Genomic DNA, 25,604 nt, shown 5'->3' on the forward strand with positions numbered 1-25,604 from the left:
AGGAGGGCTCCCCTCGCAGCCAGACGTTCGCGGCGGTTCAGGCGTGGGCGTCCAGATAGGCCGGGTCCGGGGGCGGGATCGGGACGTCCGGCTGTCCGTCCAGCAGCTGGTTCATCGCGGCGAAGTACGGCGGCGCGGCGACCGTGCCGCCGAAGGCGCCGTGGCCGCAGTCGCCCAGGTGGACTGGGTTGCCGGGGCAGATTTCCTGGGGGTGCGGGCCGTCGGCGAACACCATGGACGACACGGCGTAGTGGTCGACTCCGCCGACGAACGCGACGGATTCGCTTTCCTGCGTGGTTCCGGTCTTGCCGATGTCCGGGTGGGTCCAGCCGGCCGACCGGGCGGCGGCGGCGGACGTTCCGCTCGTGGTGTCCTGGCTCAGGCCCGCCTCCAGTGTGTTCGCGACGCCGGGCGGGATCACCTGTTCGCAGGCCTGCTGTTGCAGCGAAACGGGCTGGCCGTGGCGGTCGGTGACGGACAGGATCGGGTCCGGCGGGCACCACTTGCCGCCGCTCATCAGGGTGGCTGAGACGTTCGCCATTTCGAGCGGGCTGACCGGGCTGTTGCCGAGCGTGAAGGACAGCAGGTTCTGGAAATACTGCGATTGCGGTTCGTTGTACTGCGGGTTTTTCGACCGGGGATCGGACGGATCGGTGATCGGCTTGGTGCCCGCGTCGTTGGTCGCCATGGTGGTGCGCAGCCCCAGTTTCCGTGCCATGTCGAGCACCGCGGGCATGCCCACTTGCGCTTCCAGGCCGACGAACGCGACGTTCGGCGAGGTGGCCAATCCGTCGGCCAGCGAGATCGGGTTCGGATAGTTCGTGCCGTCGTTGCTCACCGGATAGCAGTGCGTGTACCGGTTCATGTTGGGCGGGTTGAAACAGTCGCTGTAAGGGTTCGGCAGCGGCGTGTTCAGGCCCGCCTTCCCGGTGACCATCGCCGCGGCCGAGGTGAAGATCTTGAACGACGAACCCGCGCCGAACTTGTTGCTCGCGTCGGCGACGATGTTCGTGGACGTCTCGCCCTGGTCGGGATCGGTGCCGTAGTTGCGGTTCGCGACCATCGCGAGCACCTGGTGCCCGTCGCTGCCGGGCTGCACGACCGCGAACGTGTTGGCGACGCCGTCCTGCGTGGTCGGCACGTTCGCGTCCACCGCGTCCTTCGTCACCTGGCTCACGTGCGGATCCATGGTCGTCTTCACGGTGTACCCGCCGGTGTCGATCTGGTCGGCGGTGAGCCCGGACTGCGCCAGGTAGTGCACCGCGTACGCGCAGAAGAACCCGGCGTCCGGAGCCGCGCCGAGGCACGTGCTCGACGGCGCCTGCGGCCGGGAACCGCTGAGGCCCAGCGGGGTCGCCTTCTCGGTCTCCCCGTAGGACGCCGGGATCGAGCGCGCGGACACCATCGAATCGATCACCAGATTGCGCCGTTGGAGCGCCTTGTCCGGATGCGTGTACGGGTTGTAGACGTTGGGGTTGTTCACCATTCCGGCGAGCAGAGCGGCCTGCGGCACGGTCAGCTTGTCCGCCGTCGTCCCGAAATACGCCTGCGCGGCGGCACCGACGCCGTACACCGTGCCGGTGTACTCGACCACGTTCAGGTAGTCGGCCAGGATGTCGTCCTTGGACACCGTCTGGCTCAGCTGCACGGCCATCTTCGCCTCGCGCAGCTTGCGCGCCAGCGAATCCTCCTGATCCCGTTGCTGCGCCGCCTTGTCGTTGCGGTCCACGACGTTCACGAGGTAGTTCTTCACGTATTGCTGCGTGAGCGTGGACGCACCCTGCAGGTTCCCGCCGGAACTGTTGTGCACGGCGGCGCGCAGCATGCCCTGCGGGTCGACGCCTCCCTCGCTGTAGAACCGGCGGTCCTCGATGTCGACGATCGCGGCCTTCATCGCCGGGGAGATCTGCGCCGCGGTGACCGGAATGCGGTACTGCGAGTACAGCGTCGCGATCGTCCCGCCGTTCCGGTCGGTGACCGTGGTGACGAGCGGCGGCTCCGCGTGCACCAGATCGGCGGAGATGGCGTCGACCGAATCGCTGACCTGGTTGGACAGCACGCCGGCCCCGATTGCGACCGGGGCCAGCGTGCCCGCGACGAGAATCCCGGCCAGCACGCACAATCCGAGAAACGGGGCTATCCCCCTGCGACGAGACACGGTTCCCACGTTATGCCTGTCCTCGTGAGAAATCCGTGTGCGGACGAGGGTGTTTCATCGAGCCAACCTTCCCAGCAGAGCCGAAGCGACCGCGATCGCCAGCGCGGTCGCACCCACTAAGACGCCGAAGTCGGCCCAGAGGTTCGCGGGGGTGCCGATCAAGAGTCCCCGCAGGGCATCGACTTGGTAACTGAGCGGGTTCGCGTGGCTCAGCACCTTGAGCCAGGACGGCATCAGGTTCACCGGATAGAGCGCGTTGGACCCGAAAAACAGCGGCATCGTGATCGCTTGGCCGATGCCCATCAGCCGTTCGCGCGAAAGCACCAAACCGGCGATAACGATCGAAAGACAGCAGAAGAAGGCCGAACCGAGCACGACGGCTACCGCGGTGCCCAGCAGCCGCAGCGGGTTGGCGGTCAGCCCGACGCCGAGCAAAGCGGCGAGAATCACCACGATGAACGCCTGCACGAGGGCGCGCACCCCGGCGGCGAAAGCCTTGCCCGCCACCAGTGCCGCGCGCGGGGTGGGCGTGACGAGCAGCTTCGCGAGGACGCCCGCGTCGCGTTCCCAGATGATCTGGATGCCGTAGAAGATGGAGATGAACAGCGCGGACTGGGCCAGGATGCCGGGCGCGAGATAGTCGAGGTAGGGCACCGGTCCGGTCGGGATCGCGCGCAACCGGGTGAAGGTTTCGCCGAAGATGAGCAGCCACAGCGCGGGCTGGATCGCCCGGGTGAGCAGTTCGGTCTGGTCGCGGCGGAGCTTCTGCAGTTCCACCAGGCACATCGCGCCGATCCGGGAGAACAGCACGCGCAGCTGCCCCAGCGGGCCGGGGTCAGCCGAGACGGCGGGCGGTGCGGCGAGCGGCACGGACATCGCGGATCCCTCCTGCGTCGAGCGCGTTTCCGGTGACGGTCCGGAACACGTCGTCCAATGTGGACTCCGGGCCGAGCCCGGCTTCGAGGTCGGCCGGCGTGCCGAGCGCGCGGATCTTGCCGGCGTGCATCAGCGCGACTCGGTCGCAGTACTGCTCGGCCTCGTCCATGTAATGAGTCGTGACGAGCACGGTCATCCCGGTTTTGGCGCGGATCTCGGAGATCCGCTCCCAGACCGCCGAGCGCGCCACCGGGTCGAGCCCGATGGTCGGTTCGTCGAGGATCAGCAGCCGGGGCGAGCTGACCAGCGCCTGCGCCAGTTCCAGCCGGCGGATCATGCCGCCGGAGTAGCGCCCGGCCGGGCGGTCCGCGTCGTTCTCCAGCCCGACCAGTTCCAGCGCCTCGCCCACCTGCGCGGCGCGTTGGGCCCGCGGCACGTCGAAGAGCCGGGCGAACAGCGATACGTTCTCGCGACCGGTGAGCGCGCCGTCGGCCGAAAGCTGTTGCGGGACATAGCCGATCAGCCGGCGCACAGCCGTCCGGCGGCGGGCGACGTCGAGCCCGAAGACGGAGATGCGTTCCGCGGCGACGGGCAAAAGCGTCGTGATCATCCGGATCGTGGTGGTTTTCCCGGCACCGTTCGGGCCGAGAAGACCGAAGACCTCGCCGGGTTCGATGGAGAGATCCACGCCGTCGACCGCGACGGTCGTGCCGAAGGAGTGCCGCAATCCGGTGCAGCGGACTGCCGGTTCGCTCATGCCGTCGCCTCCGTGCGGAGTTGCCCGATTCGCGTGCGAGCTGCGCTCATGCGTCCTCCTTGAGTGCTTCGGTGAGCCGTTCGAGGGCGGGCAGCGCGGCGACGATCGCCGAAGTGTCCTCTTCGGACAGTTCGGCGAGCGCGGCGGAAACCAGCCCGATGCGGGTGCGCCGCCAGACCGCCATCCGGTCCTTGGCCGCGTCGGTGAGCTGCAGCCGCGCGGCCCGGCGGTCGGCCGGATCGACTTCGCGCCGCAGCAGGCCGGCCTCGGTGAGCACGTTCACGAGAGTGCTCACCGAATTCCCGGCCAGATTCAGCTCCCGCGCCGCCGCGGCGACGCCGATGCCCGGGTTCCGGTGCACCACGCGCAGCAGTTCCACCTGCGAGCCCGGCAGATGCGGTCCGGGCAGCGCGGTCCGCGCCCGGCGGCGCACGACGCGGCGTACGCCCAGCACGGCGGTGAGAACGCGTTCGGCGAGGTCGATCCGGGGGGCGGGCATGCTGCCAAGTTAGCTCTGACCCAGAGTTATTAGCAACGCTAAATGTCCTGTTCGCCGGGAGTCTGCCGATTCATCCCGGTTGGACAAGCAGCGTGACGCCCAGCGCGAACATGGTCGCCGCGATCACGCCGTCCAGGATCCGCCAGGCCGCGGGACGCGCGAACACGTCGGACAGCCTTCGCGCGCCGAGTCCGAGCGCGCTGAACCAGACCGCGCTCGCGGCCACCGCACCGATGCCGAACAGCCAGCGGCTGTCGCCGTGTCCGGCCGCGACCGAACCGACGAGGAGAACGGTGTCGAGGTAGACGTGCGGGTTGAGCCAGGTGAGCGCGAGGCAGGTGAGGAGCGTGCGTTTCGGCGAGGTCAGGTCTGCGGGGGAGACGGTCAGCGTGCCCGGACGGAAGGCGCGGCGCGCCGCGAGGATCGCGTATCCGACCAGGAAGAGCCCGCCGACGATCGCGATCGCCTTGATCGCCGACGGCCACCGCTGCAGCACCGCCCCAATCCCGCTCACCCCGGCGGCGATGAGGATCGCGTCGGACAGCGTGCAGACGAGGATCACCGGCACGACGAGGCCGCCGCGCAGTCCTTGGCGGAGCACGAAGGCGTTCTGTGCGCCGATGGCGACGATGAGGGACATGCCGGTGCCGAATCCGGCGCTGAGCGCAGCGATCACCCCGCCGACGTTAGAAGGGCTCGCGAGCATTATTCCAGGTAAAGATTCTGAACTAAGATAAGCGATCGTGATGTCCGATCTCCCGCTCGACCAGGTCCGCACGTTGCTCGCGGTGGTGGACGAGCAGTCGTTCGACCGTGCCGCGGCGGTCCTGCACGTGACGCCGCCCGCGGTGAGTCAGCGGGTGAAAGCGCTGGAACAGCGGATCGGCCGGGTGCTGGTGCTGCGGTCGAAACCCGTGCGGCTCACCGAATCCGGCGAGGTGCTGGTGCGGTTCGCGCGGCAGCTGACGCGGCTCGAAGCGGACACGCGCGCGGAGCTGGGCCTCGGCGGTTCCGGCCAGCCGACGACGCTGCCCATCGCGGTCAACGCGGACTCGCTGGCCACCTGGTTCCTGTCCGCGCTCGAAGAGGTCCCCGCCGAGCCGCCGGTCTCGTTCGACCTGCGCAGCGATGACCAGGACCACACCGCGGCCCTGCTGCGCGAGGGGTTGGTGATGGCTGCGATCACAGCGACGCCGCAGCCGGTGCAGGGCTGCACGGTCAGTCGCCTCGGCACGATGCGGTACCGGGCGGTGGCGTCGGAGGAGTTCGTGCGGCGCTGGCTCGACGGAGGCTCGCTGGCGGAGCGGCTGCCTGCCGCGCCCGCCGTGCTGTTCGACCGGAAAGACGATCTGCAGGACCGGTTCCTGCGCCGGCTGACCCGCCGCAAGCTGCCGAGCCGGGTCCGGCACTACATCCCGGCGTCAGTGTCCTTTGTGGACGCGGTGGCGGCCGGGCTGGGCTGGGGAATGGTGCCGGAACTGCAGTTGTCCGATCGGGAACTGGCGGATCTCGCGCCGGACCGGGCGGTGGACGTGGCGTTGTACTGGCAGCAGTGGAAGCTCGACTCGCCCTCGCTGGCCGCAGTGGCGGAGGCAGTGGGGAGGGCGGCTGGGCGCGCGCTGGGTCCGTAAACGGCGGATCGGCAGACAGCAGCGCCCAAACCGGGCATGCTGTGCGCGGGCTTTTCGAGGGAAGGAACTCCAGTGACGGAACCGGCCACCGCCAAGGCGATCGACCGGCTGAGCGACGACTGGAAGCTGGACGAGGCCGAGGAACTGGGCCGCCGGGCGGTGCGGGAATTCCCGGACGACCCGGCGCGGTGGATCGCGCTGGGGAAGGTGCAGCTGATCCAGTACCGCCGGGAAGCTGCGCTGGAGTCCTTCGAACGCGCGGTGCACTGCCCGGAGGCTCCTGCGCTGGCGGTGGCGTGGCAGGTGGCGGCGTTGAGCCGGCTCCGCCGGTTCGAGGCGGCCGAAAAAGCGGCGGAAGCAGGGCTGGCCCGATTCCCGGATGACGCGGAGATCCTGCACGCGCGGGCGCGAGTGTGCTGCGACCAGGAGGACTGGGCCGGCGCGCTGCCGCTCTTCGAACAGGCGTTGGCGGCCGATCCCGGACGCGTCGACACGAAGCACTGGCAAGTGTTGACGCTGGCTTCGCTGAAGCGGTTCGACGAAGCCGAGGAAGCTGGTCTGCGGGCGATCGACGAACACCCAGGCGACCCTCAGCCGTTGGCGACGATGGGCTGGATGGAGGGCGAGCGCGACCGCGAGGAGGAAGCGCTGGCCTGGCACGAGCGCGCGCTGGAGGTCGATCCGCGCAACGAGTGGGCGTTGCGGTTGAGGGTGAACAGGCTGTCCTGCTTGGGGCGGAGCGACGAGGCGGAGGCCGCGGTGAAGGCGGCGATCGAGCTGCGTCCTCGCGAGCCGCGACTGTGGCTCGCGAGGGGCTGGGTGGACGAGCAGCGCGACCGCGGCGAGGAGGCGCTGACCTGGTACGAACGGGCACTGGAGATCGCTCCGCGGTACGGCGGGACGCTCTGGTGGCGGGTGCGGAGACTGCGCCTGCTGGAAAGGTTCGACGACGCCGAGACCGCACTGCGGGAGGCACTTGAGATCCGGCCGGACGACCCGGATCTGCTGACGGAGGGCGGCGCGCTGGCCGAGGACCAGTCTCGCCTCGAGGAAGCGCTGGACTGGGTCGGCCGCGCCCTGGCGGTCGAGCCGCGGGACAAACTCGCGCTGCTGTCGAGGACGGGCCTGCTGCGGAAGCTGCGGCGGTTCGCCGAGGCGGAGGCTGCCGCGCGGGAGGCGGTCGAGCAGTACCCGGACGACATGGGTTGCCTGCTGGAGGCGGGCGAGGTGGCCGAGGATCGTTACCGGTTCGAGGAGGCGTTGAGCTGGGCTGAGCGGGCAGCCGCCGTCGACCCGGGAAATCGCGGTGCGCTGGAGAACCGGGTCTTCGCGCTTCGCCGGCTGCGGCGGTTCGACGCGGCCGAGGAGGTCGCGCGGGAGGCAACCGACCGCAACCCGGAGGATCCCGGTCGCTGGGTGCTTCGCGGCTGGGTCGCCGGAGACAGGTTCCGGTTCGAGGAGGCGCTCGCCTGCTTCCGCCAGGCGCGGGACCTGGAGCCGGGCTATGTCTGGGCGTTGCTGGCCGAATCGTCGGTGTACGACCGGCTCCGGCGGTTCGAGGAGGCGAAGGCCAGCGTGCGGGCGGTCCTCGACCAGGAACCGGACAACGTGCCCGCCATCCAGCGGATGGCGGCGCTCTGCCGCGGCCACGAGAACGTCCCGGAGGCGATCCGGTGGTACGAGCGGGCGCTGGAGGTGGATCCGCGGGATGCCGAAGTGCTGTGCCTGCACGCGGCCGCGCTTCGCCGGCTGCGGAGGTTCGACGAAGCCCGCGCGGTGCTCAGCCAAGCATTCGCCCTCTGCCCGGACGAACCCGGCGTGCTGGTGGAACGGGCTTTCCTGCTGGATGACGAGGGGCATTTCGAGCAGTCTCTCGACAGCCTCCGGCAGGCCGTCGAGGCGGACCCGCTCGACGCGGAGGCGCTGAAATGGCGAGTAACCGCATTGGGGTATGTCGGCCGGTTCGAGCAGGCCGAAGCGGCGGCCGAGGAGGCGATCGAGCGGCGTCCGGACGAACCGGACCTGCTGGTGGAGATGGGCCTGCTGCACGACGCGCAACTCAAGTACGAGGAGAGTCTCGGCTGGTTCGACCGGGCGCTGCGGATCGATCCGTTCCTCGTCGAGGCGATCACCGGACGGTCGGCCGCGCTCCGGTCGCTGCGCCGGTTCGATGAGGCGGAGCGCGGCGTCGCCGAGGCGCTGGAACGTATGCCGTGGAGCCGTTCGCTGCGCGAGGAACTCGTCTGGATTTACCACGACAGCCGCCGACTGGACGAAGCCGGCCAGCAGCTCGCTCTGCTGCGGGCCGACGCCCGGGATTCCGGCGAGGAAGCCGAAACCGCGGCGCAATCGGGCTGGATCCGGTTCGCCGCGGGGGATTATCCGGCCGCGGAGGAACGGTTCCGCGCCGCGTGCGAGAAAGAGCCGGACAGCGTTGACTACCAGTTCGGTCTCGCCTGGTGCCTGGTCCGGCAGGCCACGCCGCAGCATCGCGAAGAAGCGGAGAAGCTGTGTTTTTCCGTGTTGGAGAAGGACAATCGATACCACGCCGCGCACACTTGCCTCGGTGTGCTGAATTACCAGCGGCGGCAGTTCGCGCAGGCGGAGCAGCACTTCCGACGGGCGGTGGAACTCGACCCGAACCACGCCAGCTACGTCGACCTCGGCGCGCTCTACTCCCAGCTCGGCCGGTTCGACGAAGCCGAGAAGCACCTGAACGCGGCGCTGGAACGCGATTGGTACGATGCGCAGGCGCACGTCGAACTCGGTTATCTCGAGCTGCAACGCGGAATCGACGATCCGGAGGGCAAGTCCGGAGCGAGCGCCGCCCGGCATTTCCGGCAGGCCCAGCAGATCGATCCGGCCAACGGGAGCGCGAGTCTCGGGCTCGCGGTCGCGCTCATGCGGTCGGCCGGGGACTTCGTCGAGGGTGAAGACGTGTTGCAGCAAGCCCTGCGCCGCGGCGATTGCGACCTGCCGCGGTGGCAATTGCTGGTGGCAGTGGCGAAATTGCTCATCGAGCGCGGTGACGCGACCCAAGGCAGGCAGTTCCACGCCGACGCGCTCGCTCATGCGCAGGAGGCGATTTCCCTTGCCTCGCAGGAAGCCGAACCGTATTTCGTGGCCGCCGTCGCGCGGTACAAGCTGGCCGAGTCCGCCGGAGACTTCCCGGCGAAGCCGATGCAGCGGCGCAAGGCGATCCGCGATCTGCGCCGGTGCGTGAAACTCGATCCGGGGAACGTCGAGGCGCAGCGCAGCCTCCAGATCATGGAGGAGAGCCTGCGGATCACCCGGAGCAGCACGGCGGGCAGCGTCGTGGTGGTGGTCGTCGGGATCGCCGCGCTGATCGCGTTGTGGGTGGGGTTCTTCTTGTCCGACAAGATCACCGGCGTCATGCTGACGACACTCACGCCGGTGCTCGTCGGGCTCATGGTCGTGGGGCTCGTGCTGCCGTTCCTGATCCGGTTGAAGCTCCCCGGCGGGGTCGAGGCGGATCTCGGCGCGAGCATCCGGCAGATCTCGTCCGGCCCGACCGGGGAGGAGACGTTCGGGCCGGGCCGGTTCAGCGTGACCGCCGCGGCGTCGGGCCCGGGGCCGCGCGGGCAGCTGGCCAGGCTTTGAGTCAGCCCTGCGTGATCGGCCAAAGGTCGTCGTTCAGGAGCCGCTTCACGATCTTTCCGGTGGCATTCCGCGGAAGCTCCGGCACGAAGTAGACATCGCGCGGCACCGCGAACCGGGCGAGGCGCTGGTGGATGTAATGCCGGACGTCCTCGGCGTGCATGCGTGCGCCGCGGCGGAGCACGACATACGCGGCGAGGCGCTGGCCGTATTCGTCGTCCGGGACGCCGACCACGGCCGCGTCCGAGACGCCCGGCAGCGCGGCCAGGGCTTCCTCGACCGGACGCGGGAAGACGTTCTCGCCGCCGGACACGATCATCTCGTCGGCGCGGCCGGTGACGAACAGCCGTCCGGACGCGTCCTGGTAACCGACGTCGCCCGTCGCCATCAGGTCGTGGGCTCGGGGGACGCTGGAACCGTTGGTGTAGCCGTCGAACAGCATGTCGTTGCCGACGAAGATCTGGCCCTCGTCGCCGGGCGGGACCGGGCGGCGGTCGTCGTCCAGGATCGCGACCCGGGTGCCCGGCGGGCAGCGGCCCGCGGACGTCGGCGCGGCGCGCAGGTCGGCCGGGTCGGCGATGCTCGCCCAGGACACCTCGGTGGAGCCGTAGAAGTTGTAGAGGACGTCGCCGAAGGTGTCCATGAACGACGTCACGAACGCGCCCGGCATCGCCGACCCGCTGCTCGCCACGATCCGCAGCGACGACAGGTCGTACCGGTTGCGCACGCGTTCGGGCAGATCGAGGATCCGCTGCAGCATGATCGGCACCGCGAACAGCGCGTCACAGCGGTGTTCGGCGATCGTGCGCAGCGTCTGCTCCGCGTCGAACCGGCGGATCAGCGACAGCTCCGCCCGCAAGGCCATGCCGAGCTGCATCGCGGCCAGCCCCCAGCTGTGGAACAGCGGGGCCGCCACGGCGATCTTGTCCCTGGCCCGCAACGGGATTCGCGACAAAACGGTCGCCGACGTGCTCACGCCCTTCGGCGTCGGACGGCGCGCACCCTTCGGCGCACCCGTGGTGCCCGACGTCAGCACGACGATCCGGCCCTCGCGTTCGCTCGGTTTCGGCCGGGTCACCGGCGCGTCCTGGAGCAGCTCGTCGAGCGTGCGGTAGCCCTGGTCGGCGTCGTCCCACGTGCTCACGCGCGGGAATTCGCCGGGCACCGACGCGATGATCGGCGCGAACTCGTCGTCGGCCAGGACCGCGGCGGGCGGGTGTTGCGTGAGGACTTCCTCGACGGCGGCGGGGGAGAGGCCGGTGTTGAGCAGGACGACGTCGGCGCCGAGCTTGCTGCATCCGACGAACGCCTCGACCATCGCCGCGTGGTTGCGGCACATCAACGCGACCTGTGAACCGGCTTCCACGCCGAGCGCGGCCAGAGCGTTGGCCAGCTGGTTGCTGCGCTCGTCGATCTCGCCGAACGTGCGCGTGTTGCGTTCGTCGTGCACCGCGATGTCGTCGGCCCCGCGCGCGGTCGCGGCGAGATAACCGCCGGCCAGCGTCGCGCCCCAGCGTGCGAACGAACTGAGCTGCTTGACCATTTTGTCCGGCCGTCCTGCGGCCAGCACGCCCGCGCGGACCAGCGTGTTCGCCGTGCGCAGGGCAGTGGCCGGCTCGTGCTCCGGCGGGTCGCCCGGCAGCCCGGACAGCTGTTGCCCGATCCGCTTCGCCAGCTGTCTGAGCAGGCCTTTCGCCGTGCCGCGGGCAAGGAGGCCCGCGTGGTCCGGCGGCAGCGACGGGAGCATCATCCGCAGCACGATCTCGGTGCCGCCGCGCGCGACCGGGCGCAGTTCGACCGACACCCAGGTCCGCTCGTCCGGCAGCCCGCACCAGACGACGTGCTCGCCCGGCCGGTACACCGCCGCGTGAATGGTGCCCTCGACCAGGGTTTCCCGGTCCGGGGCCAGCCGGATCAGGCAGTGCGGCCCGCGGCCCCGTTCGGCCGGCACCGTGACCTCGCACCAGCTGATCGCCGGGACGAACCTCGGGTACAACTCCGGGCTGCCGACGATCTGCCACACCTGTTCGGGCGGGTGCCCGACCACCGCACTCGCCTCGACCACATCGTCTCGCATCGCGATCCGCCTCGCCGCCGCACGCGTGTGGGCTCCCCGGTCCTTCCCGGACGCGTGTTCAGGTTGCGGGGACGCTACCAGCCGAAGCGCGCCTGGGGTACTCCGAACGGACGCAAATCCATCTGGGTGGGAATTTTCTTCCCGGGTTTCGTCCGAGGTGACGGACGCGACCCGGCGGGTTCCGGCGTCCCGGACATAATGGGCCGGGTGGAGCAACTGGTCGAGGAATACGGGCCCAGCTGGGATCCCGGCCCGTACGAACGGGGCACCGACGGACCGCGCGTGATCCTGGTCGGAGCGGACACGTCGCCGACCGGGCTGCGGGCGACGGCCTACGGCGGCGGCCTCGCCCGGCGGCAGCGCGCGCGGCTGGTCGTGGTGTACGTGGCCGCGCCGACGGTGTGGACCGGGCTCGCCGCGTCCGCGGTCGTCGACGTGCAGCAGCAGACTTTCGAAGAAGAGATCGAGCAGCTGCGCGCGGAGCTGCGGGACCGGGCGGCCGACCTGCAGGTCCCGGTCACGTTCGTGGTCCGCCGCGGCGAGACCTTCCCCGAACTGCGCCAGGCCGCGCAGGAGGCGAACGCCGACATGGTCGTGGTCGGCGCGTCCGAGCAGGGCGGGCACCGGCTCGTCGGCTCGGTCGGCAACCGGCTGGTGCGCGCCGCGACCTGGCCGGTCGTCGTGGTTCCGTGAGCGACGGAGCTTTCGAGGAGGTCGTCGCGCGCCTGCGCGCCGCCGGATGCGTTTTCGCCGAGGACGAGGCCCGGCTCCTGCTGGGCCAATCGGGCGATGTGGCCGCGATGGTCGCGCGGAGGGTCGCCGGGGAACCGCTGGAGTACATCCTCGGCTGGGCGGAGTTCGCCGGCCGCCGGTTCGTCGTCGCGCCGGGCGTCTTCGTGCCCCGGCACCGCACCGAACTGCTCGTCCGGCTGGCTGTGGGGTTCGCGCACGAGCAGGCAGTGGTGCTCGATCTGTGCTGCGGCTCCGGTGCGCTGGGTGCGACGGTCGCGGCCGAGGTGCCCGGGATCGAGCTGCACGCGGCGGACGTCGAGCCCGCCGCGGTCGACTGTGCCCGGCAGAACGTGCCTGGTGACGTTTACCAAGGCGATCTCTACGCCCCGCTTCCGCAGCGGCTGCGCGGCCGGGTGGACGTGCTGATCGCGAACGTCCCGTACGTCCCGACCGACGAGGTCGCGCTCATGCCGCCCGAGGCGCGCGACCACGAACCCCGCGTCGCGCTCGACGGGGGAGCTGACGGTCTCGACGTGCTCCGGCGCGTCGTCGCGGAGGCTCCGGCGTGGCTCGCTCCCGGCGGGCACGTGCTTTTCGAGGCGAGCGAACGCCAAGCCGCGGCCGCGACGGCCGAACTGCGCAAGGCGGGGCTGGTCGCGTCGGTGGAAGAAGATGACGAACTCGGCGCAACAGTCGTGGTAGGACAGCGCGAACACTGAGCGGCGAACCGGATTCGCCCGCTTTCCGTACTGCGTGCGTCCGGTGGGGGCGTCTAGGGTCGACGCATGAAGGTCGGCCTGCTCACCCGGGAGTACCCGCCGGACGTGTACGGGGGAGCGGGGGTGCACGTCGAGTTCCTCGCGCGGGAACTGCGGTCGCTGGTCGACCTGGACGTGCACTGCTGGGGTCCCGATCGCCCGGACGGCGCACACGGGCACCGCGACGCGCACGGGTACGCCCAGCCCGCGTTCGCCACCATGGACATCGCGGTCTCGATGGCCGACGCGCTCGCCGGTCACGACCTCGCGCACAGTCACACCTGGTACGCGAACCTCGGCGGCCATCTGGCGAAGCTCGCACACGGCATCCCGCACGTCATCACCGCGCACTCGCTCGAACCGCTGCGACCGTGGAAGGCTGAGCAGCTCGGCGGCGGCTACCGGGTGTCGTCGTGGATCGAGCGCGACGCCTACGAGGCAGCGGACGCGATCATCGCGGTCAGCTCCGGCATGCGGCGCGACGTGCTCGCCGCGTACCCGAACGTTGACCCGGCGCGGGTGCACGTGGTGCGCAACGGCATCGACACTGAGCTGTACCAACCCGATCCGGGCACCGACGTGCTCGAGAAGCACGGCGTCGACCCGAAGCGGCCGTACGCGTTGTTCGTCGGACGGATCACGCGGCAGAAAGGCGTGCCGCATCTCGTGCGTGCCGGGGCCGCGTTGGACGAGGACGTGCAGCTGATCCTGTGCGCGGGCGGAGCGGACACGCCGGAGCTCGACGCGGAGTTCCGCGGTCTGGTCGCGGACTTGCAGGAAAAACGGTCCGGCGTGCACTGGATCCCGGAGATGCTGCCGCGGCCCGAAGTCGTCCAGCTGCTCACGCACGCGCTGGTGTTCGTGTGCCCGTCGGTGTACGAGCCGCTCGGCATCGTGAACCTGGAAGCGATGGCGTGCGGCACCGCGGTGGTGGCCAGCGACGTCGGCGGCATCCCGGAGGTGGTCGCCGACGGCGAGACCGGGGTCCTGGTGCATTACGACGAGACCGAGCCCGGCGCTTTCGAGGCCGGGCTCGCGCGCGGGATCAACGACCTGGCCGCCGATCGCGCCCGCGCCACCCGGCTGGGCCTCGCCGGACGGGACCGTGCGGTGGGAGAGTTCGGCTGGCCAGCGATCGCCGCCGCGACGGTCGAGGTTTACGAGGCGTGCGGGAGGGTTTCGTGATCGACGGATCCGATGTGCTGGGGATCGTCCTCGCCGGCGGCGAGGGCAAACGGCTGATGCCGCTGACCACCGACCGCGCGAAACCCGCGGTCCCGTTCGGGGGCGTGCACCGGCTGATCGACTTCGTGCTGTCCAACCTGGTGCACGGCGGGATCCGCCGGATCTGCGTGCTGACGCAGTACAAATCGCACTCGCTGGACCGCCATATTTCGACGACGTGGCGGTTGTCGTCCCTGACCGGCGAGTACGTCACGCCGGTGCCCGCGCAGCAGCGGCTGGGCCCGCGCTGGTTCCAGGGCAGCGCGGACGCGATCCACCAGAGCTTGAACCTGGTGCACGACGAATCGCCCGCGTACATCGCGGTGTTCGGCGCGGACAACATCTACCGGATGGACCCGCGGCAGATGATCGACGCGCACATCGCGTCCGGAGCGGGCGTGACGGTCGCCGGAATCCGCGTGCCGCGCGCGGAGGCCCGTTCGTTCGGCGTGATCAGCACCGAGGACGGCACCAAGATCGACGCGTTCCTGGAGAAACCCGAGGACCCGCCCGGCCTGCCGGATTCGCCGGACGAATCGTACGTGTCGATGGGCAATTACGTGTTCACCACGCAGGTGATGCTCGACGCGCTGCACGCGGACGCCAAGAACCCGGCGTCCAAACACGACATGGGCCGCGACATCATCCCGGCGCTGGTGGAAAAATCCGAGGCGGCGGTCTACGACTTCAACGGCAACGTAGTACCCGGCGAAACCGACCGGGACCACGGCTACTGGCGCGACGTCGGAACGATCGACAGCTACTACGACGCGCACACGGATCTGATTTCGACGCAGCCGATTTTCAACCTGTACAACCGGAAATGGCCGATCCTGGCCCACCCCGGCCAACGCGCGGCGGCGAAATTCGTGGAAGGCGGCACGGCGACGCAGTCGATCGTCAGCAACGGCTGCATCATTTCCGGCGCACAGGTGGTGGATTCAGTGCTGTCGCCGGACGTCTTCGTGGAGAACGGCGCGGTAGTACAAGGCTCAGTTCTGCTGGACGGCGCCCGAGTCGGCCGCGGCGCGGTAGTACGACGCGCGATCCTGGACAAAAACGTCGTCGTCCCGCCCGGCGCGCACATCGGGGTGGACCTGTCGAGGGACCGCGGCCACTACCACGTAAGCGACTTCGGGATTGTCGTGCTGGGCAAAGGAGAAACCGCTATCTAGCCCAGCCCCAACCCAAACCCCAGCCGCACCCGCGCACCCAACAATCGAGGCACCCACACCTCCCCCGCACCCCGATACTAAGCCTCCTCTGCGGTCTGGGGGTGCTTGTCAAGGCATCTTTCCCGCCTTGACAAGCACCCCCAGACCGTCAGCACACTCGGGCTTCGGGGTGCCCCCACGCAACATCCCTAAACGGAACCCGCCACCTCAACGGAGGACCGCGACGGCACGCGCCACAACCTCAGCCGGACTAGGCTGCCCCCTCATCTCCCCCAGAACCTCCTCCGCCGCCCGCCGAAACGACTCCTCCTCGAGCAACCGCGAAACCAGCTTCCGCACCGTGGCGACATCCACAGTGGACGGATCATGGCTCAGCCCCACGCCCCGCTCGACCACCCGTTCCGCCGACATCGGATTGTCCGCGAAACTGGGCAGCACCAGCTGCGGCACCCCGTAGAACAACGGCGCGGCAGTAGTCCCCGACCCGCCGTGATGAACAATCGCCGAACACCCCGGCAGGAACACCGACAGCGGCAAATACCCCACCGACCGGACGTTTTCCGGGAGCTCGCCCAGTTCGCTCAAATCAGCGGTGCCCGCGGCCAGCACGACCTCGACGTCCATCCCGCCGAGCGCGTCCAGCACCACCTTCAGGCTGCTGACCCCGGTCATCGCCGGGACGACGGTGCCCAGCGTGACGGCGACCCGAGGCAGGTCAGGCTTCCGCAAGACCCACTCCGGCAGCACTGACCCGCCGTTGTAGGGCACGAACTGCATCGGCCACCAAGGCGCGCCGTCGCGTTCGTCGAGGTGTTCCTCGTCCGCGCGCAGGCCGCCCATGCTTGGCGCGCGCGGGTCGATCCGGGCGATGACGTTCGGCGGCGCGTCGCCGATGCCGAGCTTTTCGCGCATCAGCGCGACGAGCTCGCCGCCGAGAAAATCGTCGTGTTCGGTGCGCCAGGACGTGTCCCGGGCCGACCACGAGATCCGGTTGCCGACCTCGAGCGCGGGCGCCCCGAGCGCTGCCGCGGCGAGCGGGCCGGCCCCGTGGTCGGACGGGTAGACGACCAGGTCCGCGCCGAACGCGCGGCCCGCCTCGATCGTGCCCGCGGTCATCGCGGCGGTGAAAAGCCCGAACGGGCCCTGGTGCTGCCGCGCGAGCCGGTACTCCTCGGGTTCGTCCGGGTCGGGGGCGGCGCCGTCCTTGACGGTCGCCAGCAGGTCGGTCCAGATGTCGCGGCCGGGGAAGACGTCGGCGACCGGCAACCCGGCGCGCGCGGACACCTCGGCGATCTCGGCGGTGGTGGCGAGCAGCACCTCGTGCCCGGCGGCGCGAGCGGCCCAGACGACCGGGATCAGGGGAAGCGTGAGCCCGTATCCGGGGGCGGACGCGAACAAGATCTTCACCCCGCCGAGACTGCCAGAACCGTGACGTTGCCCGCATCCCGATTTCGGTTTGCGCACACTGGTAACGCGCGGGGGCGCGGCGCCGACACATCCGCAGATCATCTCTCCCCGGAAAGGTCCGGTCCTCATGCGAAGATCCCGTATCGCGGCATTGCTGACCCTGGTCGGCTTCGGCATCGCGATGTCCCCCGCGGTCGCCGCCGACGCTGGTCAGACGAGCACCTGGTGCACCAAAAAGGACCAGGTGGCGATCCTCGGCACGTCGGCCGACACCGGTTACGGCACCACGGGCTACCAGTCCGCTTCGGACACTTACGCGCCGACCACTTACGGCTGGACCACGAAAATCGCCAACGACCTCCACGCGCAGTGGAACACCACCACGAAGAACTACGCGCACAACGGCGCGATGGCCACCGACTACCTCCCCGGCGGCCGCTGGCCCGACACGACCGGCGCGCTGGCCGACCTCACCCAGCGCCAGCCCGACCTCGTGCTCGTCGACCTCGGCGGCAACGAACTGATCTCGCAGACCGACCCGGCGGTGTTCAAGGCGAACCTCGGCAAGGTCATCGACAACATCCGCGCGGCGCGTCCCGGCGTGGACATCCTGCTGTCGATCTACGCCGAGCTGAAGTGGACGCCCAACCCGTGGGGCGGGCAGACGCAGAAGTACTTCTGGTCGCAGTACGCCTCGGCGATCTACGACACGGCGGTCGCCAAGGGGACGGCGCTCGTCGATCTGCGGCAGTACATCCCGCCCGCGGGGGCGGCGAACTTGCCGAACCCGAGCCCGTGGCTGGCGGACAACGTGCACCTGAACGACGCCGGGAACCTCGCCGAGTACGGGATGTGGTGGGGCTGGACGTCGAGCCTGGGAAGCATTTGCTGACCGGTCGCCGCGCGGGCTGAGGGCCATGATCCAGTCACCGCTGCCGGGCTTCTTCGCGCTCGGCAGCGGTGCCGGTCTGCTCGCGCACGCCGCCTTCTTCGACCGCGGTGCCGGTGAACCCGGAGTCCAGCAGGACACCGACGAAGGTGGCGTTCCCTTCCCTTCGTGGTGGCGGAACGGTCAACGGGGCCGCTCATCGTCGCTGCTCATGGCGTTTCCGCAGGTCAATGGGTGTGGCGTAACCTCGGCGTAATCACAATCCCGGTAGCGTCGCCGACGTGGTGACTACGCAGCGAAGGGCGGAACGGGCCCGGCAGGTGGCCGACGGCCTGCGACAGCGGATCGTCGCGGGCGAGGTCGGCGAACTGCTTCCGGGCGAACGCGAGCTGGGCGAGTGGTTCGGCGCGTCGCGGAACGTCGTGCGGGAAGCGCTCGGCCTGCTGCGGGACGAAGGGCTCGTCGAACGTCGGCAGGGTGTCGGGACGCTTGTCGTGCGCCCGAAATACGGGCACGGGCTCGACCAGTTGACCGGTCTGGCGGAGGCGCTCGAGGGACACGGCGAGGTCGTGAACGAGGTGCGCACGGCCGGGACGGTCGCCGCGCCGCCCTCGGTGGCGGAACGCCTCGGCCTGGCAGCGGGGGAGAAGGTCGTCCATCTGGAGCGCGTCCGACGGCTGGGCGGGGCGCCGTTGTCCCTGGACTCGACCTATCTGGTGGCGGATCTGGGGATTCCGTTGCTGGGGAAGGATTTGGCGCACCGGGACCTGTTCGCGCTGCTGGAGGAGACGAACGGCATCCGGCTAGGGCGGGCGGAAGTGGAAGTGCACGCGGTGTCTGCCGGGCCGGATACGGCCGCGCTGCTGGACATCGCGCCGGGGACCGCGGTCTTCGCCCTGGACCGGTTGACCCGGCTGCCGGACGGACGCCCGGTCGACGCGGAATGGCTGCACATCCGCGCGGACCGGCTCACCTTGCGGGCGACACTGCACCGTGGACCAGGCGGGCAGGCGGCAGGCGCGTGCTGAAGCGTCATGAGCGGCCACGCCGGTTCTCACCGGCGCAAACGCTCGCGAGGGCTCGCACGGAGAAGCGATCGGGTGCTGGTGCGGTGCTCGCGGGTGGCTTGGCCGGGGTCGCAGTTTCCGGACGGGCGGGTGCGGCCGTTCGAGGGGGTGCCCAGGTGGGAGTGATTCGATTGGCAGGCCGCGGTTTCCGGCGGCGGGCTGTGCGCGGTTCGGTTCGTCGGGACGGCGGCTTCCGGAGGTGGCCGAGGTGATCGCCGCGCTCGTCGTCACCGGGCTGCTGGCCGGGATCGGCATCACAGCGGTCGGACCCGGCGGGGTGCTCGCGACGGTCGGACTGTTCGTCTTCACCTCGCTCACCCCGGCCCAGATCGCCGGGACGGCGATCGTTACGCACGTGGCCACCGGAATCCTCGGCAGCGCCGCGTTCGTCCACTCCGGACAGTTGCGGGAGCCCGGAACCCGGCGGGTAGCGGGAATTCTCGCGGCGGCCGCGATAGTCGGGACTCCGCTGGGGGTGCTGCTGAACTCCTGGGTGTCCACCCAGGCGTTCGGCATCGTGCTCGGCGGGTTCGCGCTCGTGGTGGCGGTGTTCGTCGGGCTGAAGGGACGGGAGCGGGCGGTCGGGACGCCGGTCGCGGGAGCGATCGGGGCCGGGTCGCGGTGGTGGCCGGGCTGGTCGGCGTGGGCGGGCCGATGCTGGCGGTGCCGTTGCTGGTCGTCGCGGGGATGCCGGTGCTCGGGGCGCTCGCCGCGGCGCAGGTGCAGTCGGTGGTGATCGCCAGCGTCGGCACGCTCGGCTACGTCGTGCACGGAGCGGTCGACTGGCGGCTGGCGGCGATCGTCGGGATTCCGGAGCTGGCGGGCGTGTTGATCGGCTGGCGGATCGCGCACGCGTTGCCGACCAAGACCCTCAAGGCGGCGCTCGTCGCGGTGCTGGTCGGGATCGCGCCGTATCTCGCGTTGCACGGCTGAAGCCGGGTGGCTCCGGAGGGAACCACCCGGCTTCACCGGAATTACCGGTCGAAGGGGAGCTCCATCACCGTTCCCGGGACTGGTTTCCCGGCACGGACGGCGGTGAGTTCCGCGGTGGAGAGGGCGCGGCGGTAGAGACGCGCATCGTCCAGCGAACCGGACAGGTGCTGCGCGCCGTCCAGGCGTTCGCCCAGCCACAGCTGGAACGAGACGGTCTGGGTGACCGAGCCGGGGGAGTCCGGTCCGGACGCCGCAACCGCGCCGTCGACCAGGATGCGGAGCTGGCCGCCGGATCGCTCGAGCGCCACGTGGTGCCAGGTCTGATCGTCGTACGCCGACTGCGTAGTGACCGACTTGCTTCCGGCCGCGGTGGTCATCATCGCGATCAGCCGGTGCGACGACGGTTCGGCGCGCAACCACATTTGCGGTGCGGTCGAACCCATGCCGCCGAGCCACAGGAGGGCTTGCGGGTCCTTCGAAGCACCGTATTTCACCCAGGTGGAGAACGTGAAGTCGCCGGAACCGACCAGTTGCGCCGGCGAATAGGGGACGCGCACGAAGGCATTCGTCAGCTGCAGCGCCTGGCCGAATTTGCCGGGCACGGAACTGGCGTCGCCGAGCACCCGAGCTGGCTGTCCACTCGCGACGTCCGGAGTGGACACTCCCGGCGACCGCTTCCAGCCGAGGTAGTTCTCGTCGAAGCGAGCGAACCGGATCTCGTCGCGGGCGTCCACTGCGCCGCCCTCGTACATCAGGCCGATCTTCGCGTTCTTGTCTTGCGGGCCGCTGAGCTGGACCAGGTCGGAGTACCCTGACCAGTCCGTCGTGATCCGGGTGCCCTGGTCGGCGTTCTCCCAGGTGCGGCCGTCGTCATAGGACGAACGGATGGTCATCCAGCGCCGCCGGTCGGTGTCGGCGGGGGAGGCGAACAGGATCCGCTTGCCGCCGGGACGGTCCAGGCGCAGCAGCGAGCCTTGCACCATCGGCGTCACGAGGTCGGGGATGGCGGTGAAGCGCTGGGAGAACGTCTCGCCGCCGTCCCGGCTCAACGCGTAGTCGCGGTTGCCGATGTCGGTGCCGCTTTGTTCGCGGCCTCCGGCGTAGATGGTGCCGTCCGGCAGTTCCACCACACTGACTTCCGACGGCTTTTGCGTGAAGGTGCCGCCTACGGGATGCAGGTAGTTGTCGACCGCGCCGACGTGCCAGGAGGAACCGCCGTCGTCGCTGTAGATGAGACCAGCGTAGTTTTCGACGGAATTGGTGCCGTCACTGCGTTCGGCGTTCACTCCGAAGACGAGCCGGCCCGCGTGCCGGCCGTGCTGGAGCTGGATTCCGTGCACTGGTCCCGAGGCGTACCAGGAATCCCACGCGGGAAGCTTCGCCTGCGCGCTGATGTCGACCGGCGTGGACCACGTCCGGCCGTCGTCGGTGCTGTACTGCGAGTGCGGGGTGCGCGGGCACGGGACGTCGCAGCCCTTGTCGTCGGTGCGGCCCTTGTTGTACGTGGTGATCAAGACGATACGGCCGGTCTTAGTGTCCACAATGGGCACCGGGTTGCCGTGGGTGTCCCCGCCGCCGCGGTTCACCACTTGCAGCGGCGACCAGGTGGTGCCGCCGTCGGTCGACCGCTTCAGCACCAGGTCGATGTCCCCGGTGTCGCCGCAGTTGTTCTTGCGGCCTTCGGCGAAGGCCAGTAGGGTCCCGTGCGTGCTGCGGACGATCGCCGGGATGCGGAAGCACGCGTAGCCGGTTTCCTGATGCGGATTGAACAGCGCTTGCTGGTCGAACCGCGGGGCGGCTTGGGCCGGCGACGGGGCGAGGAAAGCCAGCAGCACGAACGCCAGCAGCACGCGAAGGGCGGTTCTCATCTGGTCTCCGTTCCGAACTGTCCGGAAAGGACGGCCACGCCGTGCGCGGCCAATTCCACTTCGGACGATGGCTGAGCGGGATCGGCGAGCAAATCCGTGCCGGGCGAAGGCAGGGAAACGGTCACGGCTTCGGCGTTGTGGTTGAGCAGGAAGAGATAGTCGTCGGAACCGTGCCGCACGACCGCCTGGACACCGTCCGGCAGCCCGGGCAGCACCGGCGAAACTCCGGCGTCGGCGGTGATCCGGTCGAAGAGAGTGCGCATGACGTCCGCTTCCGGCCGGGTGCCGAGGTACCACGCGACGCCGGAGCCGAACTCGTGCCGCGTGACCGCGGGGCGACCGGCCAGCGGGCCTTCGGCGAAGGTGGCCACGACCTCCGCGCCCTCGGCCTCGATCCATTCGGACCAGATCGTCGCGCCAACGGAGACCCCGTCGAGGTCGAGAGTCGTGGAACCGCCTTCGGGGAGCGGCCAGAATTCGTCGACGCGCAAGCCGAGGATGTCGCGCAGCGGAGCGGGGTAACCGCCGGTGTAGACGCGGTCGTTCTCGTCCGCGATGCCGGAGAAGAAGGACACCGCCAGATGTCCGCCACCCTCCACATAGGAGCGGAGGTTGGCCGCGACCGCACTGTCCATCAGGTACAGATTGGGTGCCACGACGAGCCGGTAGGAGGACAGGTCGCGCGACGGGTGCACGACGTCGCAGGTGACGTTCGCGTCGAACAGCGGCGCGTAGTGCGCCAGGTGCGCGTCGAGCTGGCTGAGGTCGTCCGACGGGTGCGAGTTCAGCTCCAGCGCCCACCAGCTGTTCCAGTCGTGCAGGATCGCGACGTCGGCCTTCACCCGGCTGTCCGCCAGCTGGGGCAGCGACGCCAGTTCCTGACCCAGGTCACGCACCTCGCGGAACGTGCGGGTGTCCGGACCGCCGTGCGGCACCATGGCGGAGTGGAACTTCTCGGCCCCGCCGGGAGTTTGCCGCCATTGGAAGAACAGCACCGCGTCCGCGCCGCGCGCGACGGCCTGCCAGCTGCCCAGCCGCATCGTCCCCGGCGGCTTCGGGCTGTTGCGGGTCCGCCAGTTCACCGCGCTCGGCGCCTGCTCCAGCAGGAGCCACGGCTGCCCGTCCTTAATGGCCCGGACGAGGTCGTAGGCGAAGGCCGCTTCCAGGTGCCCGCGCGGATCGTACGGATCGGGGTAGGAGTCGAGGCTCACGACGTCCTCGTGCGGAACCCACTTGTTCCAGTCGAGCGACTTCTGCACCAGGCCGACGAAGTTCGTGGTCACCGGGACGTCGGGCGTGATCCGGGCGAGCACTTCGCGCTCGTTGAGATAACAGCCGAGCGACGCGTCGGAGGAGAACCGGTGGTAATCCAGCTGATGTGCCGGGTTCGGGAAGGTCGGCGCGATGCGCGGCGGCTGCACCTCGGCGAAGTCGGAATACCGCTGGGACCAGAACGTCGTGCTCCAGGCTTCGTTCAACGCCTCGACGCTGCCGTAGCGTTCGGTGAGCCAGCGCCGGAAGTCCACTGCGGACTCCTCGCAGTAGCAGGCGCGGATGTGACAGCCGAATTCGTTGCCGATATGCCACATTTCCAGCGCCGGATGCCCGGCGTACCGAGCAGCGACCTGCTCCACCAGCCGAGCGGCGTGCTCGCGGAATACCGGACTGGACGGGCAGAACTGCTGTCGCGCACCGGCGGACAGCCGCGTGCCGTCCGCGCGCACCGGCAGGATTTCCGGATACTGATGGGAAAGCCAGGGCGGCGGCGAGGCCGTCATGGTGGCGAGACAGGCCCGGACGCCGCCTGCGGCGAGGTTGTCCATCACCGTGTCGAACCAGCCGAACTCGAATTCCCCGGGTCGCGGTTCGACCTGCGCCCAGGAGAAAATCCCGACAGTCACCATCGAAACCGAGGCCTCGGCCATCAGTTTCAGGTCTTCCGCCCAGACGTCGGGCGACCAATGCTCGGGGTTGTAGTCCCCGCCGTAGTACAGCCGGTCCATCAGAGGAGCCCCGCTTCCGCCAGCTTTCCCTTGATCTGCAGCAGTTCGTCGTCGTTGAGGGGGAGTTGCGGCGGTGCCATCACCGCGTTGTCGATAAATCCGCGCATCTTCATCGACGCCTTGAACGCGCCGAGCGCGGCCGAACCGCGGCCCATCCGGTTCGGCGGCGCCACGTCAGTGATGCTGAACAGCGTCAGCAGCCGTTCCTGCTCGCGCCGCGCGGCCTGCAGGTTGCCGCCGCGGAAGTGGTCGTAGATCAGCACATAGCCGACCGGGTCGACGTTTCCGAGTCCCGGCACCGCACCGTCCGCGCCCTGCGCGAGCGCGGCGTCGACGAGCAGTTCGGAGCCGGTGAAGACGGCGAACTGCTCGAGCCCGCGTTCGCGCCGCTGCTGCAGCACCATCCGGAACCCGGCCTCGTCGCCGCTGGAATCCTTGAGCCCGGCGAGCACGCCGTCCGCGGCGAGGGTCAGCACCATGTCGCGGTCGAGCTTCGAGTGCACGGCGACCGGGATGTCGTAGGCGAAAATCGGCAGCGATGTCCGCTCGTGCAGCAGCCGGAAGTGCCGGTCGATCTCCGCGACGTGCGTTCGCGTGTAGTACGGCGCGGTCACCACGATGGCGTCCGCGCCGGCCGCTTCGGCGGTCTTGACGTGCTCCGCGACGCGCAGGGTCGTCATGTCGATGCAGCCGGCGAGCACCGGGACCCGTCCGGCGACCTGGTCGACCGCGGTTTCGACGGTGATCCGGCGCTGGTCGTCGGGGAGGAAGGCGACCTCGCTGGACGATCCGAGCACGAAAATCCCGTGCACGCCGGCGTCGAGCTGGAATTCGATGTGCCGCCGCAGCGACGCCGTGTCCACGGTGAAGTCGTCGTGGAACGGCGTGCACAGCGGCGGGATGATGCCGGCGAACTTGGGCGCAGTCATGAGGCGGTCACTCCGGTCGTGATCTCGGGATGGATGCAGCGGTAGGTGTGCTCGTCCGGCCCGGACTGCGGTGGCAAGGCCAGGGAGCATTCTTCGGTGGCTTTCGGGCAGCGGGTGTGGAATGGGCAGCCGGGCGGCGGCGCGGTCGCCGAGGGCACGGGTCCACTGAGGACGATCGGTTCGACCGGGTGCAGCAGGCTCGGCGTCGCCGAGAACAGCGCCCGCGTGTACGGGTGATGCGCGTGGTGCGGCAGTTCGGCGGCCGGTGCCTGTTCGACGATCCGGCCGAGGTACATCGTCACGATGCGGTCGCTCATCCGGCGCACGGTCTGGATGTCGTGCGACACGAACACCATCGCCAGCTCGAGCTGTTCGCGCAGTTCCAGCAACAGGTTGAGGATCTGCGCACGCACCGAAACGTCCAAAGCGGACGTCGGCTCGTCGGCCACCAGCAACGCCGGCCGCAGGGCGAGCGCGCGGGCGATCGCCACCCGCTGCCGCTGTCCGCCGGACAGTTGCGACGGCAGCGCGTCGGCCACACTGGACGGCAGCCCGACGAGGTTCATCAGCTCCCGGACCCGTTTGCCGCGCTCCTCGGCGGTGCCGATCTGGTGCACGTCGAGCGGGTCGCGCAGGATCTTCGAAACGGGCAGCCGCCGGTTCAGCGCGGTCGACGGATCCTGGAAGATCATGCCGACGGTCCGGCCGAGTTCGGCCGGGCGAAGCGCGGACAGCGGCTGGCCCGCGTAGCGCACCGTGCCGGAAGTGGGCTTTTGAAGCCCGACCAGCACCTTGGCCAAAGTGGACTTTCCGCAGCCGGATTCCCCGACCACACCGACGGTTTCGCCATTCGCGATGGTGAGGGTGGCGTCAGTGAGCGCATACACGCGGTCGTGCCCGAACAGGCTGGAACCGCGGATCTTGTGCACCACGTGGACGCCGTCGACCTCGACGAGACTCATGTCGACACCTCCGCAAGGAGTTTCACGCTGGTCGATGGGGA

22 protein-coding genes are annotated in these 25,604 nt (G+C 69.6%); 10 read left to right on the top strand and 12 right to left on the bottom strand.

Annotated elements, in window-relative coordinates; translation table 11 throughout:
* Nucleotides 1–37: 37 nt before the first annotated feature.
* From H5411_RS38475 to H5411_RS38495, 5 genes are all read right to left on the bottom strand, one after another.
* The gene (locus tag H5411_RS38475; protein ID WP_183126630.1) at nt 38–2,167 is read right to left on the bottom strand and encodes a transglycosylase domain-containing protein; all 2,130 of its coding nucleotides are present in this window, start codon (nt 2,165–2,167) and stop codon (nt 38–40) included.
* Between the two features lie 45 nt (nt 2,168–2,212).
* Nucleotides 2,213–3,034, bottom strand: a complete 822-nt coding sequence (locus tag H5411_RS38480) for an ABC transporter permease (protein ID WP_183126631.1) — start codon at nt 3,032–3,034, stop codon at nt 2,213–2,215.
* Nucleotides 2,994–3,791, bottom strand: a complete 798-nt coding sequence (locus H5411_RS38485) for an ABC transporter ATP-binding protein (RefSeq protein ID WP_183126632.1) — start codon at nt 3,789–3,791, stop codon at nt 2,994–2,996. The genes H5411_RS38480 and H5411_RS38485 overlap by 41 nt, the downstream gene beginning before the upstream one ends.
* A gap of 46 nt (nt 3,792–3,837) precedes the next feature.
* Entirely contained in the window at nt 3,838–4,290 is a 453-nt protein-coding gene (locus tag H5411_RS38490) for a MarR family winged helix-turn-helix transcriptional regulator (RefSeq protein ID WP_101438796.1), read from the bottom strand.
* 70 nt (nt 4,291–4,360) lie between these two features.
* Entirely contained in the window at nt 4,361–4,996 is a 636-nt protein-coding gene (locus H5411_RS38495; RefSeq protein ID WP_183126633.1) for a LysE/ArgO family amino acid transporter, read from the bottom strand.
* A gap of 40 nt (nt 4,997–5,036) precedes the next feature.
* On the opposite strand from H5411_RS38495, the gene H5411_RS38500 reads away from it, so the two are divergent.
* Entirely contained in the window at nt 5,037–5,921 is an 885-nt protein-coding gene (locus tag H5411_RS38500; RefSeq protein WP_183126634.1) for a LysR family transcriptional regulator ArgP, read from the top strand.
* Between the two features lie 72 nt (nt 5,922–5,993).
* Nucleotides 5,994–9,542, top strand: coding sequence for a tetratricopeptide repeat protein (locus H5411_RS38505; RefSeq protein WP_183126635.1), 3,549 nt, complete (start codon nt 5,994–5,996; stop codon nt 9,540–9,542).
* Between the two features lies 1 nt (nt 9,543).
* Here the strand turns inward: H5411_RS38505 and H5411_RS38510 are convergent, their stop codons facing one another.
* Complete coding sequence (locus tag H5411_RS38510) at nt 9,544–11,616, bottom strand: AMP-binding protein (RefSeq protein WP_101438799.1); 2,073 nt, start codon at nt 11,614–11,616, stop codon at nt 9,544–9,546.
* A 198-nt stretch (nt 11,617–11,814) separates the two neighbouring features.
* On the opposite strand from H5411_RS38510, the gene H5411_RS38515 reads away from it, so the two are divergent.
* The 4 genes from H5411_RS38515 (at nt 11,815) to glgC (ending at nt 15,505) form a co-directional block, all read left to right on the top strand.
* The gene (locus H5411_RS38515) at nt 11,815–12,309 is read left to right on the top strand and encodes a universal stress protein (protein WP_101438800.1); all 495 of its coding nucleotides are present in this window, start codon (nt 11,815–11,817) and stop codon (nt 12,307–12,309) included.
* Nucleotides 12,306–13,067, top strand: a complete 762-nt coding sequence (locus tag H5411_RS38520) for a putative protein N(5)-glutamine methyltransferase (RefSeq protein ID WP_183126636.1) — start codon at nt 12,306–12,308, stop codon at nt 13,065–13,067. The genes H5411_RS38515 and H5411_RS38520 overlap by 4 nt, the downstream gene beginning before the upstream one ends.
* 66 nt (nt 13,068–13,133) lie before the next feature.
* Nucleotides 13,134–14,291: a glycogen synthase gene (gene glgA / locus H5411_RS38525; RefSeq protein ID WP_183126637.1), complete on the top strand. Its 1,158-nt coding sequence runs from the start codon at nt 13,134–13,136 to the stop codon at nt 14,289–14,291.
* Nucleotides 14,288–15,505, top strand: a complete 1,218-nt coding sequence (gene glgC / locus H5411_RS38530; RefSeq protein ID WP_183126648.1) for a glucose-1-phosphate adenylyltransferase — start codon at nt 14,288–14,290, stop codon at nt 15,503–15,505. The genes glgA and glgC overlap by 4 nt, the downstream gene beginning before the upstream one ends.
* A gap of 207 nt (nt 15,506–15,712) precedes the next feature.
* Here the strand turns inward: glgC and H5411_RS38535 are convergent, their stop codons facing one another.
* Nucleotides 15,713–16,912: a glycosyltransferase gene (locus H5411_RS38535; RefSeq protein ID WP_183126638.1), complete on the bottom strand. Its 1,200-nt coding sequence runs from the start codon at nt 16,910–16,912 to the stop codon at nt 15,713–15,715.
* Nucleotides 16,913–17,039: 127 nt separating this feature from the next.
* Here H5411_RS38535 and H5411_RS38540 point away from each other — a divergent pair, with 127 nt between their 5' ends.
* Nucleotides 17,040–17,804, top strand: a complete 765-nt coding sequence (locus H5411_RS38540; RefSeq protein ID WP_101438804.1) for an SGNH/GDSL hydrolase family protein — start codon at nt 17,040–17,042, stop codon at nt 17,802–17,804.
* A 34-nt stretch (nt 17,805–17,838) separates the two neighbouring features.
* Here H5411_RS38540 and H5411_RS38545 read toward each other — a convergent pair whose 3' ends face one another.
* On the bottom strand, nt 17,839–17,988 hold the full coding sequence (locus tag H5411_RS38545; RefSeq protein ID WP_183126639.1) for a hypothetical protein: 150 nt from the start codon (nt 17,986–17,988) through the stop codon (nt 17,839–17,841).
* 94 nt (nt 17,989–18,082) lie between these two features.
* Between H5411_RS38545 and H5411_RS38550 the strand changes: the two genes are divergently transcribed.
* From H5411_RS38550 to H5411_RS48670, 3 genes are all read left to right on the top strand, one after another.
* The gene (locus tag H5411_RS38550) at nt 18,083–18,829 is read left to right on the top strand and encodes a GntR family transcriptional regulator (RefSeq protein ID WP_183126640.1); all 747 of its coding nucleotides are present in this window, start codon (nt 18,083–18,085) and stop codon (nt 18,827–18,829) included.
* Between the two features lie 247 nt (nt 18,830–19,076).
* Entirely contained in the window at nt 19,077–19,604 is a 528-nt protein-coding gene (locus tag H5411_RS38555; RefSeq protein WP_312878698.1) for a sulfite exporter TauE/SafE family protein, read from the top strand.
* Nucleotides 19,523–19,801, top strand: a complete 279-nt coding sequence (locus H5411_RS48670; protein ID WP_281377542.1) for a TSUP family transporter — start codon at nt 19,523–19,525, stop codon at nt 19,799–19,801. Before H5411_RS38555 ends, H5411_RS48670 begins: the two co-directional genes overlap by 82 nt.
* 41 nt (nt 19,802–19,842) lie before the next feature.
* Here H5411_RS48670 and H5411_RS38560 read toward each other — a convergent pair whose 3' ends face one another.
* From H5411_RS38560 to H5411_RS38575, 4 genes are read right to left on the bottom strand one after another with little or no spacing between them, the layout of a single operon-like run.
* Complete coding sequence (locus H5411_RS38560; RefSeq protein WP_183126641.1) at nt 19,843–21,669, bottom strand: sialidase family protein; 1,827 nt, start codon at nt 21,667–21,669, stop codon at nt 19,843–19,845.
* The gene (locus H5411_RS38565; RefSeq protein WP_183126642.1) at nt 21,666–23,672 is read right to left on the bottom strand and encodes a beta-galactosidase; all 2,007 of its coding nucleotides are present in this window, start codon (nt 23,670–23,672) and stop codon (nt 21,666–21,668) included. Before H5411_RS38565 ends, H5411_RS38560 begins: the two co-directional genes overlap by 4 nt.
* A complete protein-coding gene (locus H5411_RS38570) occupies nt 23,672–24,601 on the bottom strand; it encodes a dihydrodipicolinate synthase family protein (RefSeq protein ID WP_183126643.1) in 930 nt (309 codons plus the stop codon). The genes H5411_RS38565 and H5411_RS38570 overlap by 1 nt, the downstream gene beginning before the upstream one ends.
* Nucleotides 24,598–25,563: an ABC transporter ATP-binding protein gene (locus tag H5411_RS38575; RefSeq protein WP_183126644.1), complete on the bottom strand. Its 966-nt coding sequence runs from the start codon at nt 25,561–25,563 to the stop codon at nt 24,598–24,600. Before H5411_RS38575 ends, H5411_RS38570 begins: the two co-directional genes overlap by 4 nt.
* Nucleotides 25,564–25,604 lie beyond the last annotated feature (41 nt).

Origin of the sequence: Amycolatopsis echigonensis (assembly GCF_014174495.1) — a bacterium.
Taxonomy (GTDB): Bacteria; Actinomycetota; Actinomycetes; order Mycobacteriales; family Pseudonocardiaceae; genus Amycolatopsis; species Amycolatopsis echigonensis.

What these genes read in the sequence shown, in the direction of transcription:
- H5411_RS38485 (WP_183126632.1), bottom strand. Translation starts at nt 3,791, where the DNA reads ATGAGCGAACCGGCAGTCCGCTGCACCGGATTGCGGCACTCCTTCGGC.
- H5411_RS38570 (WP_183126643.1), bottom strand. Translation starts at nt 24,601, where the DNA reads ATGACTGCGCCCAAGTTCGCCGGCATCATCCCGCCGCTGTGCACGCCG.
- H5411_RS38575 (WP_183126644.1), bottom strand. Translation starts at nt 25,563, where the DNA reads ATGAGTCTCGTCGAGGTCGACGGCGTCCACGTGGTGCACAAGATCCGC.
- H5411_RS38490 (WP_101438796.1), bottom strand. Translation starts at nt 4,290, where the DNA reads ATGCCCGCCCCCCGGATCGACCTCGCCGAACGCGTTCTCACCGCCGTG.
- glgA (WP_183126637.1), top strand. Translation starts at nt 13,134, where the DNA reads ATGAAGGTCGGCCTGCTCACCCGGGAGTACCCGCCGGACGTGTACGGG.
- H5411_RS38560 (WP_183126641.1), bottom strand. Translation starts at nt 21,669, where the DNA reads ATGAGAACCGCCCTTCGCGTGCTGCTGGCGTTCGTGCTGCTGGCTTTC.
- H5411_RS38540 (WP_101438804.1), top strand. Translation starts at nt 17,040, where the DNA reads ATGCGAAGATCCCGTATCGCGGCATTGCTGACCCTGGTCGGCTTCGGC.
- H5411_RS38500 (WP_183126634.1), top strand. Translation starts at nt 5,037, where the DNA reads ATGTCCGATCTCCCGCTCGACCAGGTCCGCACGTTGCTCGCGGTGGTG.
- H5411_RS38515 (WP_101438800.1), top strand. Translation starts at nt 11,815, where the DNA reads ATGGGCCGGGTGGAGCAACTGGTCGAGGAATACGGGCCCAGCTGGGAT.
- H5411_RS48670 (WP_281377542.1), top strand. Translation starts at nt 19,523, where the DNA reads ATGCTGGCGGTGCCGTTGCTGGTCGTCGCGGGGATGCCGGTGCTCGGG.
- H5411_RS38565 (WP_183126642.1), bottom strand. Translation starts at nt 23,672, where the DNA reads ATGGACCGGCTGTACTACGGCGGGGACTACAACCCCGAGCATTGGTCG.
- H5411_RS38495 (WP_183126633.1), bottom strand. Translation starts at nt 4,996, where the DNA reads ATGCTCGCGAGCCCTTCTAACGTCGGCGGGGTGATCGCTGCGCTCAGC.
- H5411_RS38480 (WP_183126631.1), bottom strand. Translation starts at nt 3,034, where the DNA reads ATGTCCGTGCCGCTCGCCGCACCGCCCGCCGTCTCGGCTGACCCCGGC.
- H5411_RS38510 (WP_101438799.1), bottom strand. Translation starts at nt 11,616, where the DNA reads ATGCGAGACGATGTGGTCGAGGCGAGTGCGGTGGTCGGGCACCCGCCC.